The organism is Bifidobacterium miconis, from assembly GCF_019331735.1.
GTDB lineage: Bacteria > Actinomycetota > Actinomycetes > Actinomycetales > Bifidobacteriaceae > Bifidobacterium > Bifidobacterium miconis.
Map to the genome: position 1 here is coordinate 19,808 of NZ_JAHBBH010000014.1, position 12,314 is coordinate 32,121.

Below are 12,314 nucleotides of genomic sequence, written 5' to 3' on the forward strand. Positions count from 1 at the left end.
TATGTCCCGTTCTCCTCAATGCTTGGCCGGTTGCCGGGCATGAGCCCCGCCTTGCCACCGGCTTACTGTGATACCGAATCACTTGGACAAGCCAACCATGTTTTTCCGCTTATCGGACAGCCTCGGCTCGATATGTGGTCGCCAAAGGCGACGCGTCGGATAACGGCCGAAAACGTCCCCGATATCATCGTTCGAGGCGTCGCCGCTGCAGCTCGCGCGCGGAGACGCTCACCTCGAGGCCGTGCGCACGCAGACGTGACGCCAGGGCCTCGCTCATGGCGACCGAACGGTGCTGGCCGCCCGTGCAGCCGATCGCGATGGTGACGAAGTGCTTGTCCTCCTGCGCGTAGCCTTCCAGCGCGACGAGAATCGCATGCTCGTATGCGTCAAGGAACTCCGCCGCGCCCTTGCTGGACAGCACGTAGTCCGACACCGGCTTGTCCTGTCCGGTCAGCTCGCGCAGGCTGGGCACCCAGAACGGGTTCGGCAGGAAGCGCACGTCGGCCACGAAGTCGGCGTCGAGAGGGATGCCGTATTTGAAGCCGAAACTGAAGATGTGCACGGCCACGGTCTTGGGGCCGGAGCCAAGCATCGCCTCGTACAGCTTGGTGGACAGCTGGTGGATGCTCAGCGCGGACGTGTCGATCACCATGTCGGCACGTTCCTTGAGGTTCATCAACAGCGCGCGCTCCTCCTTGATGCCGTCGATGAGACGGTTGCCCCGCTGCAGCGGGTGGGGGCGTCGCACGGACTCGTAGCGCTTGATGAGCACGTCGTTGCTCGCGTCGAGGAACAGGATGCGGGTTTTAACTCCCAGATCGTCGAGATGACTGAGCACGGCGGACAGGTCGTCGAAGTATTCGCGCGACCGCACGTCGATGACCGCGGCGAGCTTGTGCACGCCGTTGCCGGAATGGCCTCCGCCCTGCGTCATCATGTCGACCAATGGGACCAGCAGCTTCGGAGGCAAATTGTCCACTACATACCAGCCCATGTCCTCCACGCTGTCGGCCGCGTGGGAGCGTCCCGCTCCGGACATGCCGGTGATGAGCAGGACCTCGAAACCGTCGGCCGGCTCGGGGCGGCTGTCGTTCGCCCTCGCGTCCGCCGCGTCCGCACTCACGCCGTTTGCCGCTCCGTTGGCTTTGTCCGCATCCATCACAGTGCCTCCTCAAGCGCCCGCCGCATGGGCGGTTCCAGCGTCTTCATCGGATCCCGGCCGGCAAGGGCGGCCTCGCCCTCGGCTCCGGTCATCAATCGCACCTGCAGAATGGCCTGATACAACAACATTTCCTCACCGCCCAAAGCCAGACCGCCCTTGGCTCGCCATGCGCGGATGAGCGCGCTGGGGCGCGGATCGTACACCACGTCGAGCAGGATGCCGCGGGGGAAGAACGAGTCGTCGGTTTCGATTGCCTCGGCGATCACATCGGCGGCATGACCCGGGATCGTGCTGACGGCGACATCCGCGCCGCGCAGCGATTCGACGGCCTGCTCGAGATCGACTTCGCGCAGATCCGCGCTGTCCTCCGCGGCGACGATGCGCGCGATGTCCGGATTCTTGCCGGAATGCCGCGCGGCCACCGTGATTTCGCCCCTGCCGCACTCTCCCCCGTTGTTCGAGGATGCGAGCATGACAGACAGCGCGCACGCGGCCGATGCGGCCGTGTTGCCGTTGCCGATCACCGTCGCGCGGCGAAGATCGCGTTCTTCGAGCGACGGCCCGTCGCTCACGTCGCAGGCGTGGCCGAAGGCGTAGATGATGCCCGGCACGTCCGTGTTGTACAGGGCGACGTCCGGCCTGCCGCCGCGTTCGGCGGCGTGCGACCAGTCGAACACGGCCGTGTTGGCGACCTTGAGGGATGCGGCCCATGCGTCCTTGGGGGTGCCGTACGGTTGGATGGTTTTCTTGAGCGGCATGGTCAGGCTCAGGCCGCGCCATGTCGGATCCAGCCCGTCGAGAAAGCCCTTGAGGTCGTCTTCTGCGATTTCATGCCGTTCATATGCCCAATCGTCAAGGCCGAGGGCCTTGTACGCGGTCCCGTGCAGCACCGGGGACAACGAGTGGGCGATGGGCTTGCCGAGTACCGCGCAGCGGTGATTGACCTGGGTCATACCCCCTCCTTCACATCCTCACTTATCGTACCGTATTCGGCATCGACCGGAGATCATTCGTCCGCGGCGATCTCCGACGGCGTTGCGCGTCGTCCGCCTCATCGTTTCCGTCACCGCCGATCCGGGGCTGGCCGACCCGGCGCGGGCACGTGCCGCCGCGATCGACGCATCCGGCTACTCCCCGGCTTTTTCCTGCTCGCGCGCATGCAACGCGCGGTGGATCGCCTCGGCCTTGGCATGCCCGATGCCCTTGACCTGCTCGAGTTCCTCGACCGTGGCCTCCCTCATGGCGCGCACCGATCCGAATCGGGCGAGCAGGCGTTTCTGATACGCCTCGCCGATGCCCGGAATATCGTCCAATGCGGATCGCAATGCGCCTTTGCGACGGGTCTGCCGATGGTAGGTGATGGCGAAGCGGTGCGATTCGTCGCGCACCCGCTGCAGCAGGTACATGCCCTGCGACTGGCGTTTGAGGATGATCGGATAGTCGTCGTCCGGCACCCACACTTCCTCAAGACGTTTGGCCAGTCCGCACAGGGCCACGTCGTTCACGCCGCAGTCGGCCAGCGCCTTGGCTGCGGCCATGACCTGCGGCTGCCCGCCGTCGACGACGATCAGGTTCGGCTTGTACGCGAATCGGCGACGGTCGGTGTTCTGCTGCACGACCTGTTCCGTCTGGTCTTCCACCCGGCCGTCCGCACCGCCGACGCCGTCCGCGGTGGCGTTGTCGGAAGTCCCCTCCGTGACGCGATGGCCGGCGGTCGTCCGAGCGTCCCGTTCGCGGCGTTCGTTGTCCATGCTGTCGCCCGAATCCCCGGCGATGTTGCCATGGCGGAATCTGCGCGTCAGTGTCTCGTACAGGGCGCTCAGATCGTCGACCGCGCCGTTGCCGTCCTTGCCTCGGATGGCGAACCGGCGGTACTCGGACTTTTTGGCGATCGCGTCCTCGAATACCACCATGGAAGCGACCTGAAACGCGCCGCCGACGGTATTAGAAATGTCGTAGCATTCGATGCGCAGCGGCGCCTGTGCAAGGCCCAAGGCCTTGGCCACGTCGTTCATGGCGTCCGATCTGGCGCCCATGTCGCTGATGCGGCTCATCTTGCTGCGCTGCAGCGCCTGCCCGGCGTTGTCCGCGGCGCGGTCCATCAACGCCTTCTTTTCTCCTCGGCTGGCGGTGCGGATCGTCACCGCGGCCCCGCGCATTCCGCTCAGCCATGTTTCGAGTTCTTCGCGGCGTGCCGGTTCGACCGGCACGATCACTTCCCGTGGCACCGGTGAGACCGGGGCCAGCAGGTCGGCGCGGCCGGTCTGTTCCTGCCGCTCGTGCCGTTCGCGCGTCGCCTGCGCCCGGGCTGTGGCGTCGGTCGCGGTCAGCGACTGGGTCGATCCGATCGCGTCGCGGCGTTCTTCGATCCGGTTGGCGAATCCGTTCGTGGCCGTGTCCGTGTCGGCGTCCGCGCCGGCGTCCGCATACACCTGCACGATGAGGTCGGCGATCAGTTCTTCGTCGCTCACGTCCTCGACCCGTTCGACGCTCCAGTTGCGTTCGCCGCGGATCGAACCGTCACGGACGATGAACGCGTGCACCGACGCCTCCAGTTCGTCGGATGCCATGCCGAACACGTCGGCGTCCACGTCCTGGTCGAACACGACCGCGTTCTGCTGCATGACGGTCTGGAGCATCTGGATTTCGTCGCGCAGCCGGGCCGCCTTCTCGAATTCGAGTTCGGCGCTGGCCTCCTTCATGTCGCGGGTGAGCTGCGCAACGTACGATTTGCCGAGCCGGCCGGTCATCACGCCGACCAGACGCTCGCACATGCGCCGGTGCTCCGCCGCATCGATGCGCCCGACGCACGGCGCAGAGCATTTGCCGATGGAGGCGAGCAGGCACGGGCGTCCGGTCAGTTCGGCCTTGCGATACACTCCCTCGGCGCAGGTGCGCACGGGGAAGGCGTGCAGCAGCCGGTCGAGCGACTTGCGTAGCTCCCACACTTTCGCATAGGGGCCGAAATAACGGGTGTCGCGTCGTTTGCGGCTGCGCGTCACCCATATGCGGGGGAACCGCTCCCCCGCCGAGACCGCCAGATACGGATAGGTTTTGTCGTCGCGGAACTGCACGTTGAACCGCGGGTCGAATTCCTTGATCCACGTGTATTCGAGCGTAAGCGCCTCGAGCTCGGTGCCGACCACCGTCCACTCGAGGCTGCGCGCGGTGAGCACCATGGTCTGTGTGCGCGGATGCAGCAGGTACAGCGGTTGGAAATAGTTGGTCAGACGGTTGCGCAGGTTTTTCGCCTTGCCCACATAGATCACGCGGCCTTCGCCGTCGCGCCACTTGTAGACGCCCGGCTGTGCGGGAATGTCCCCCGTCTTCGGACGGAACAGGTCGCGGGTGTCCCCCAGCAGCGGCGCGCCGTTCTTGTTCACCCCTGCGGATGTGTCGACGCCGACCATGTCCTTCTGCAAGGCGTCCGCCGTCCTGCGCCACACATCCGGCGCATGCCGTTCAATGTCGTTGGTCATGTTGGCTCCTCAGAGAAAAACGTAAGTCGAGGCTGCAAACGAGCGTGGGGTCGGGATATGCGATGTCAGACCGTAAAGACTCGGCCAGAGCGGCCCGGAGCGTGTCGGATATCGCATATCCCGACCCCACGCGGACACCGTGCTTAACGGACATGCCCCAACATCGGCTTGAGGAACCTGCCGGTCCACGATTCCGCGCATTCGGCGACCTGTTCGGGCGTGCCCTGCGTGACCACCGTGCCGCCGCCGTCGCCGCCTTCCGGCCCGAGGTCGATGATCCAGTCGGCCGACTTGACCACGTCGAGGTTGTGCTCAATGACGATCACCGTGTTGCCCTTGTCGACAAGGCCCTGCAGGACGAGCAGCAGCTTGCGCACGTCCTCGAAGTGCAGACCGGTAGTCGGCTCGTCGAGGATGTACACGGTCTTGCCGGTGGAACGCCGCTGCAGTTCGGTGGCGAGCTTGACGCGCTGCGATTCGCCTCCCGACAGCGTGGGGGCCGGCTGGCCGAGCCGGATGTAACCGAGGCCGACCTCGACGAGCGTGTCGAGATAGCGGGAGATCGACGGATACGCCTTGAAGAACTGCGCGGCCTCCTCGATGGGCATGTCGAGCACGTCGGAGACGGACTTGCCGTTGTACTTGACTTCGAGCGTCTCGCGGTTGTACCGCTTGCCGTGGCATTCCTCGCATTCCACGTACACGTCGGGCAGGAAGTTCATTTCGATCTTGAGCGTGCCGTCGCCGTGGCAGGCCTCGCACCGGCCGCCCTTGACGTTGAACGAGAAGCGGCCCGGACCGTAGCCGCGCACCTGCGCCTCGGGCGTCTTGGCGAACAAGGTGCGGATCTTGTCCCACACGCCCGTATACGTGGCGGGGTTGGATCGCGGCGTGCGGCCGATCGGGTTCTGGTCGACGTGGATGACCTTGTCGCACTGGTCGACGCCTTCGACGCGCGTGTGCTTGCCGGGCACGATACGCGCGCCGTTGAGCTTGTCGGCGAGCACCGGGTAGAGGATCTGGTTGACGAGCGTGGACTTGCCGGAGCCGGAGACGCCGGTGACCACGGTCATCACGCCGAGCGGGAAGTCGACGGTGAGGTTCTTGAGGTTGTTCTCGCGTGCGCCGACGACGCGCAGCTGTCGGGTCTTGTCGGTTTTGCGGCGGTGGTCGGGAACGGCGATTTCGCGTCGGTCGGCGATGTAGTCGCCGGTGATCGATCGAGGAGCTTCCACAAGCTTCGACGCGGGACCCGAATAGACGACTTCGCCGCCGTGTTCGCCGGCACCCGGACCGATGTCGACGAGCCAGTCGGCTTTTTCGATGGTTTCCTGATCGTGTTCGACGACGATCAGCGTGTTGCCGAGGTCGCGCAGATGGTGCAGCGTTTCGATCAGCCGCTCGTTGTCGCGCTGGTGCAGGCCGATGGACGGCTCGTCGAGCACGTACATGACGCCGACGAGTCCGGAGCCGATCTGCGTGGCGAGCCTGATGCGCTGTGCCTCGCCGCCGGACAGGGTTTTCGCGGCGCGGGACAGCGTCAGGTAGTTTAGTCCGACGTCGTTGAGGAAGCCGAGCCGCGCGCGGATTTCCTTGAGCACCTCGCCGGCGATCTGCGCGGCGGAGCCGGTGAGCTCCAGGCCGTTCACCCATGCGAGGCTCGCCTCGGCGGACATGTCGCACACGTCGGCGATCGACTTGCCGTTGATCGTGACGGCAAGTACCTCGGGGCGCAAACGCCGCCCCTTGCAGGTCTGGCACGGCACTTCGCGCATGTACGACTCGTAGTACTGCTTCATCTGGTCGGAGTCGGTTTCGTCGTGCCGGCGCATGAGCGTGCGCACCACGCCTTCGAATCCGGTCGAGTATTCGCGCATGCGCCCCCACCGGTTGCGGTAGGAGACCTTCACCTTGAAGTTGCGGCCGTACATGATCGCGTGGCGCACCTCGTACGGCAGATCCTGCCACGGGGTGTCCAGATCGAAGCCCATTTCCTCGCCGAGCCCTTCGAGCACGTGGCGATAGTACTCCCCTGTGCCCTTGGTCAGTCCCCACGGTTCGATCGCGCCCTCGTTGAGCGTCTTGCTCGGATCTGGGATGACGAGTTCCGGGTCGATCTCCAGCGAGTAGCCGATGCCCGTGCAGTCGGGGCAGGCGCCGTACGGGGCGTTGAACGAGAACGTGCGCGGCTCGATCTCGTCGAGCTCGAGCTGGTGGCCGTTCGGGCAGGCGCGTTTCTCGGAGAACGGCTGGCGGCGGGTCGGATCGTTCTCGTCGCGATCCACGTAGTCCGCCACGATGACGCCTTTGGCGAGTTTCAGCGCGGTTTCGACCGAATCGGTGAGCCGCTGGCGAATGCCGTCCTTGACGACAAGGCGGTCGACGACCACTTCGATCGTGTGCTTCTTCTGCTTGGCGAGTTTGATGTCGTCGCTCAGCTGCACCATTTCGCCGTCCACGAGCGCGCGGGCATAGCCGTCGCCTCGCAGCAGCTCGAGCAGGTCGGCGAATTCGCCCTTGCGTCCCCGCACCACGGGGGCGAGAATCTGGAATCGCGTGCGCTCCGGGTTAGCGAGCAGCGTGTCGACCATCTGCTGCGGCGTCTGGGCGCTGACCGGCTCCCCGCACACCGGGCAGTGCGGGATGCCGGTGCGTGCGAACAGCAGTCGCAGGTAATCGTAGATTTCGGTGATCGTGCCGACCGTCGAACGAGGGTTGCGGTTCGTGGTCTTCTGGTCGATCGACACGGCCGGGCTCAGCCCTTCGATGAAATCGACGTCCGGCTTGTCCATCTGGCCGAGGAACTGGCGGGCGTACGCGGAAAGCGACTCCACGTACCGTCGCTGTCCCTCGGCGAACAGCGTGTCGAACGCGAGCGACGACTTGCCGGAGCCGGACAGGCCCGTGAACACGACCATGCGGTTGCGCGGGATCGACAGGTCCACGTTCTTGAGATTGTGCTCGCGGGCGCCCTGGATGGTGATCTTCAGGTCATTGGGGATGCGCGAAATGTCCGCCACCAGCGACGTATCGGTTCGGCGCATGGGCGCCTTCTTGATTTCCCTGGACAGGAACGTGTCGCTCGTCATGACGCGTTCGACCACCACGTCGCCGTTCTTCCCGGAATTAGGGGCTTTCCGGTTCACTGCCATCGCTGCCGCCTTCTACTCATGTGTTCTTGATGCTGTGCCCTAGGATACCTGAATTCCGGACAGATTTCGAACGCATGTTCGACCGGCGTGTTTCGGCGGCAGCATGGCATTTTCCGGCTCAGCGTTCGCGGTACACCTTGGTGTAGGAACCCTCCGCACGCGGACGTACGACGATCGAATCGATGTCCACCGTGTCGGGCTGGCCCAGCGCCCAACGCACGCATTCGGCGATATCCTCGGCGGTCAGCGGATCGGGCACGCCGGCGTACACGGCCACGGCCTTCGCCTCGTCGCCGCCGAAGCGCTTGAGCGAGAACTCGTCGGTGTGCACCATGCCGGGGGCAATGTCGATTACGCGCACCGGCTCGCCGATCTGCTCGAGGCGCAGCACGCGAGCCATCACCTTCTCCGCGAACTTCGACGCGCAGTATCCGGCGCCGCCCTCGTACGGTTCGATGCCGGCCGTCGAGGAGATGACGAGCACGGTGCCGCCGCCGGGCGCCTGCTTGAGCGCGGGCAGAAGCTTCTGCGTGATGCGCAGCGTGCCGATCACGTTCAGCTCGTACATGTTGCGCCAGTCGTCGAGATTCGCGGTGGCGACCGGATCCTTGCCGAATGCCGCACCCGCGCAGTTGACGAGCGCCTTGACGCCGCCCTTCGCCAGGATCCGATCCACGGCGGCCTGCGTGCTCGCCTCGTCAGTAATGTCGCACACCACGTAGCTGACCTTGTCGCCGAGTTCGTCGGCGAGCGCCTTGAGTTTTGCTTCGCGTCGTGCGAGTGCGACGACGGTCCAGCCGTCGTTGACGAGTGCGCGGACGCTTGCGGCGCCGATGCCGCTGGATGCGCCGGTGACGACGGCGCGTTTGGTGGTGGCTTCCATTGCGAATCTCCTTGGTTTGTGGGTTTTGCCGCGGGTGTTATCGCTCACGGTCCTTGTTGTTCATGATAGTCGCGTGCGGTTTTGTGCGGATGGGTCAGTGGTCAGGCGTGGCATAGTCCGCGTAGCAGTGTGATTTCGTCGCGGTGTGTGGTTGGGGTTTGTTCTTTGGTTTCGAGGATCATGGGCAGTGTGTTGGTGCGTGGGTCATTGACGAGTTGGGTGAAGAATGCGGTGCCGAGTTGGCCTTGGCCGATGTTGGCATGGCGGTCTTTGTGTGACTTGAGTCCGTATTGGGAGTCGTTGGCGTGGATGGCTTTGACGTGTTCGAGTCCGATGGTGTCGTCGAGTTCGTGCAGGATACCGTCGAAGTTGTTGAGGAGGTCGTATCCGGCATCGTAGACGTGGCAGGTGTCGAGGGTGACGCCGAGGTTGGCCGTGTGGTCGACGTGGTTGATGATGTCGGCGAGTTCTTCGAAGTTGCGTCCGCATTCGGTGCCTTTGCCGGCCATGGTTTCGAGGAGGATGGGCACGGTGTTGCTTGCATGGCCGGCGGCGGCAAGCAGGTCGAATACTTGGTTGAGTCCGTCGGCGATGAGACGGCAGCCTTCCTCTGCGCCTTGTCCGACGTGGGATCCGGGGTGGATGTTGAGGTAGATTTCCTGTCCGGCTTGTTGGATGGGTGCGAGCAGTTGCAGGTCTTCGGCGAGCGCGTGGATGGCGAATTCGCGTTTGGTCTGGTCTTTGGCGGCGAGGTTGTAGACGTATGGCGCGTGTGCGACGAGTGGTCCGTAGTGTTCGGCGATGAGTTGGAGGGCGAAGCCGGTTGCGCCGTCGGGGTTGAGGGACGTGGATTTCTTGCCGTATGGCGAGCGTGGGAAGAACGCGAACGTGGTGCCGCCTTCGGCATGTGAGCGTTCGATGAGTTTGTTCCATCCGCCCGCCGTGGATAGGTGTGATCCGATGAAGAGTTTCGTCATGGTGGTTTCTTTCCTATGCTTGTTGGTGTTCTTCGTGTTCGTTGTCGAGCGCGTCGGGCCAGCCGCTCCAGTCGGTGACGGCTTCGATGTTGTTGCCGTCCGGATCGAGGATAAATGCGGCGTAGTATCCGGGATGGTAGGCACGCGGCCCGGGGGCGCCGTTGTCGCGGCCTCCGGCGGCGAGTGCTGCGGTGTAGAAGGCGCGGACGGCGGCTGGACTGTCGGCGAGGAATGCGATGTGGGTGATCGGGCAGGCTGTTGCGTCGTGGTTGGAGGTTGCGGAATCATCGGGTCGGGTCGTCGCCGTCGTTTCGTCCATTGGCGACACGTAGAAGTCGGAGTGTGGCGTGCCGTCGTCGACTCCGAATCCGATGGTGGGTTCGTGGTGGGCTTTGGCGATGTAGCCGAGCGGCGCGAGCGCTTTCGCGTAGAACGCGATGCTGCGGTCGATGTCGCGTACTTTGAGCGTCAGATAGTCGAGCATACTGTCACTGTAGCGCGGCACCTTGTTCTTGTGCGGTTTGGAGCATTAGATGCCAATTTATAGGCATTGCGTGATTTGGTTGCGTGTCAGGAGCAGCGGATCTCGTCGCGACCAGAGGCCACGTGTCGGCTGAAGTCAAGCGGTTCCGCCGTTGAACCGTTAAAGTGGATAAATCAGACATATCTGCATCTGCTCTAACGGGAGGCAATCATGGCAGGTAAGGCGTTGATCATCGTGGACGTGCAGCCGACGTTCTGCGAAGGCGGAGAGCTCGGCGTGGACGGCGGCAATGCGGTCGCCGAACGGATCGCCGCATACGTGACCGCGCATCGCGGCGAATACGCGGTCATCGCGACCACGCAGGACTGGCACATCGAACCGGGCGCGCACTGGTCGGAACACCCCGACTATGTGGACACGTGGCCGGTGCACGGCGAGGCAGGCACGCCAAACGCCGAACTGCATCCGGCGATCCGCGCATTGAACGTCGCGCATCACTTCAAGAAGGGCCAGTATTCGGCCGCCTACTCCGGATTCGAGGGCATCGAGGACAACACCGACCGCATCCAGTCACGCGAGGAGGTGACGGCCGCGCAACAGGCCGGGCATACGTTGGCCAATGCGCTTAAGGCGGCCGGCGTCACGCAGGTGGATGTGGTCGGCATCGCCGAATCGCATTGCGTCAAGGAAACCGCGCTCGATACGTGCAAGCTCGGCTATCAGGTCACCGTGTTCGAGGACCTGACCGTACCCGTCAGCGAGGAGCTCGGCGTCGCCGCCCGCAAGGACATGGCCGCCGCCGGCATCGCCCTGCTCCGCTCCTGACAGGCTGTCGTGTCGGTTCTATTGCAGCGTTAAAAACTCGCATGACTGTCCGCGCGTAACGGCAGACGTACGGACAGCTTCCATATGGCGCCGTGTGCGGTGTGGTCGAGCGTGCCGCCGAGACGGTGGATGCGCTCGGCTTTGGAGCGCAGACCAGTGCCAGAATTCAGGACGTCGTCGATGGGGATGCCGGAATCGGTTCGGATGCGGTTGCAGGATGTCAGTATTGCCTGTTGATCGCCAAGCATGACGTGGATGCTGCAGTCGGTGCGCGACTGCGCGTGCTTGGCGATGTTGTTGCCGGTCTCGTCGATGAGATCGTGCAACACGTTGACCGCATCCACGTCGTAGCGTTGCGGCAGCATGCCGGAACAATCGGCGTTCACGGTGAAGCCAAGCGCTTCGAGACGATTGGCGGCCTCGGCGAGATGATCGCGCAACATGGCGGTTTCCCCGGCCGGATCGGCGTCGGCCTCGGTGACCGGCGGACGACTCCCGTCGAGAATGCCGATAACATTACGGGTCTCGTCAAGCACCCCTTGCGCGACGGCGGACAGGTCGGCCAGTTCCGCACGCAGTCGCGCCGTGTCCGGCGAATCGTCGGCCCATTCGACTTGATCATTGCCGATACGCAGAATGAGATAGGCGAGACGGTTAGTGACCCGATCATGGATGCGCGTGGCCGCCGCCGAACGACGCTCCTGCTCACGCATGGCACGACGCCGCCGCTCCAGCTCCCGTTCGGCTTCCCGGGCATCATCGAGCCGCTGCTTCCACGCCATGAGCAGTCCCGCGACCGGCGCGGCGGGAATCGTCACGAGCATGGCCATCGCGGCGAAATCATCGGCCGGCCGCACGACGCCCAGCACCGTTCCCACGGCAAGCGCCATCAGTTGCGCGCCGGCCATCATAAAGCCATGTCGCGTGTTACGCCGAGCGGCCAGCATGACGCAGCATGCGACCGGCAGCGCCATCAGCGTCACTCCCCCGGCCAGCGGCGGCACCAGGCACGTACACGTCCACGCCAGTGTGACGGTACAGCCCGCGAACAACGGATGCCAATACGCGACGATGGTCAGTGCACAGGCGACAATGATCGCCAGCGTCGCCGGTATCGCGACGGCTCCGGCCGCGAGCGCCATGATGGCGAACGTCAGCGTCAGGCCGATGCCGATGGCAACGATCACCGCCGTGAGATGATCCATGACCGTGTTGCGCATACCGTCGTTCGTCGTACCGGCCGTGCGAACATTTCGCGAATCGTCGCTGTCGGCAGCGGAATGCGGATGCGAGGCGCGGTCGCCGCATGGATCATCGGCATAAGCGGCGTCACGCTGCTTCATGATGCGGTC

9 protein-coding genes are annotated in these 12,314 nt (G+C 64.4%); 1 reads left to right on the forward strand and 8 read right to left on the reverse strand.

Going from position 1 to position 12,314, the window contains the following annotated elements; genetic code table 11:
* Positions 1-184: 184 nt before the first annotated feature.
* The 7 genes from rapZ to KIH79_RS06255 all read right to left on the reverse strand — a co-directional run bounded on the left by rapZ (position 185) and on the right by KIH79_RS06255 (position 10,137).
* Positions 185-1,159, reverse strand: a complete 975-nt coding sequence (rapZ, locus tag KIH79_RS06225) for an RNase adapter RapZ (protein WP_219058621.1) — start codon at positions 1,157-1,159, stop codon at positions 185-187.
* Positions 1,159-2,115 (reverse strand): shikimate dehydrogenase family protein, encoded by a 957-nt coding sequence (locus KIH79_RS06230; RefSeq protein ID WP_219058622.1) that lies wholly within the window; start codon positions 2,113-2,115, stop codon positions 1,159-1,161. The genes rapZ and KIH79_RS06230 overlap by 1 nt, the downstream gene beginning before the upstream one ends.
* Before the next feature lie 174 nt (positions 2,116-2,289).
* Complete coding sequence (gene uvrC, locus KIH79_RS06235) at positions 2,290-4,572, reverse strand: excinuclease ABC subunit UvrC (protein ID WP_420829365.1); 2,283 nt, start codon at positions 4,570-4,572, stop codon at positions 2,290-2,292.
* A 212-nt stretch (positions 4,573-4,784) separates the two neighbouring features.
* On the reverse strand, positions 4,785-7,793 hold the full coding sequence (uvrA, locus tag KIH79_RS06240) for an excinuclease ABC subunit UvrA (protein ID WP_219058624.1): 3,009 nt from the start codon (positions 7,791-7,793) through the stop codon (positions 4,785-4,787).
* 118 nt (positions 7,794-7,911) lie between these two features.
* Complete coding sequence (locus KIH79_RS06245; protein WP_219058625.1) at positions 7,912-8,676, reverse strand: SDR family oxidoreductase; 765 nt, start codon at positions 8,674-8,676, stop codon at positions 7,912-7,914.
* A 101-nt stretch (positions 8,677-8,777) separates the two neighbouring features.
* Entirely contained in the window at positions 8,778-9,653 is an 876-nt protein-coding gene (locus KIH79_RS06250) for a deoxyribonuclease IV (protein ID WP_219058626.1), read from the reverse strand.
* Between the two features lie 13 nt (positions 9,654-9,666).
* Positions 9,667-10,137 (reverse strand): VOC family protein, encoded by a 471-nt coding sequence (locus tag KIH79_RS06255; RefSeq protein ID WP_219058670.1) that lies wholly within the window; start codon positions 10,135-10,137, stop codon positions 9,667-9,669.
* Positions 10,138-10,347: 210 nt separating this feature from the next.
* On the opposite strand from KIH79_RS06255, the gene KIH79_RS06260 reads away from it, so the two are divergent.
* Complete coding sequence (locus tag KIH79_RS06260; protein ID WP_219058627.1) at positions 10,348-10,962, forward strand: isochorismatase family protein; 615 nt, start codon at positions 10,348-10,350, stop codon at positions 10,960-10,962.
* Positions 10,963-10,991: 29 nt separating this feature from the next.
* On the opposite strand, the gene KIH79_RS06265 is transcribed toward KIH79_RS06260, so the two are convergent.
* On the reverse strand, positions 10,992-12,305 hold the full coding sequence (locus KIH79_RS06265; RefSeq protein ID WP_219058628.1) for a sensor histidine kinase: 1,314 nt from the start codon (positions 12,303-12,305) through the stop codon (positions 10,992-10,994).
* Positions 12,306-12,314: the final 9 nt, after the last annotated feature.